This is a genomic window from Kitasatospora sp. NPDC048296 (assembly GCF_043201815.1).
Taxonomy (GTDB): Bacteria; Actinomycetota; Actinomycetes; order Streptomycetales; family Streptomycetaceae; genus Kitasatospora.
Genome location: NZ_JBICZB010000227.1, coordinates 1 through 1232, shown reverse-complemented (window position 1 = coordinate 1232; position 1232 = coordinate 1). Strand labels below are relative to the sequence as shown.

Here is a 1232-nt window from a genome sequence, read left to right as displayed (position 1 = left end):
CTAGTGCCGCATCAAGCAACGTTCGCCCTGTTGTGACATCCCGTCCGGTTGTCGTGCCGGACGGGATGTGCCGCCAGAATGATCACGTGGCTGAGCGTGTGAGAGTGCGGGACATCGATGACGACGAGGGCCGGCGCCTGTTGCGGATCATCCGCAGAGGCACGGGTTCGGTGGTGACCTGGCGGCGGGCCCAGATGGTGCTGCTGTCCGCGCAGGGCATGCCCGTGGCGAAGATCGCCGAGGTGACGTTCACCAGCGCGGACCGGGTGCGGGACGTGATTCACAACTTCAACTCCGACGGCTTCGAGTCGCTCTACCCGAAGTACAAGGGCGGCCGGCCCAGGACGTTCACCCTCCCGGAACGCCGGGAGATCAAGAAGATCGCCAAGTCCAAGCCGGCCGAGCACGGCCTGCCGTTCTCGACCTGGAGTCTGGCCAAGCTGGCCGACTTCCTGGTCGCCGAGGGGGTGGTCGACGACATCAGCCACGAGGGCCTTCGGGTCCTGCTCCGCGAGGAGGGCGTGTCGTTTCAACGCGTGAAGACCTGGAAGACCTCCCGCGACCCGGACTACGCCACGAAGAAGGCCCGCGTCGAGCACCTCTACGCGATCGCCGACGGCGAGGTCATACCCGAGGAAGGCGAGCCCGAAGTCGTTTTCTGCCTGGACGAGTTCGGCCCCCTCAACCTCCAGCCCCACCCCGGACGGCAGTGGGCCGAGCGCGGCGGGAAGCACAAGGACCCCCACCGCGGTCCCCGCCCGCGCAGGCGGGCGACCTACACCCGCCCGCACGGGGTCCGGCACCTGTTCGCGGCCTACGACCTGGCCAAGGACCAGCTCTACGGCCACATCAAGAAGACCAAGAACCGCTCGAAGTTCCTGGAGTTCTGCCGCTACCTGCGCTCACTGCACCCGATCGACGTGCGCATCGCGATCGTGGTCGACAACTACTCGCCCCACCTGACCACGAAGCGATGTCAGCGGGTCGGGACGTGGGCGACGGCGAACAACGTGGAGATCGCCTACACCCCGACCAACAGCTCGTGGCTCAACCGGATCGAGGCCCAGTTCACCGCTCTGCGCTACTTCGCGCTCGACGGCACCGACCATGCCAGCCACAAGGAGCAGGGCAGCATGATCCGCCGCTACATCATCTGGCGGAACAAGCACGCCGCCGACGAACGCCTACGCGCAGTCGTTGCCAGGGCAAACGTTGCCTGATGCGGCACTAGC

General features: G+C 66.5%; 1 protein-coding gene. It reads left to right on the top strand.

From position 1 onward, the window contains the following. Positions 1-86: 86 nt before the first annotated feature. A complete protein-coding gene (locus ACGF12_RS38655) occupies positions 87-1220 on the top strand; it encodes an IS630 family transposase (RefSeq protein ID WP_393041379.1) in 1134 nt (377 codons plus the stop codon). Positions 1221-1232 lie beyond the last annotated feature (12 nt).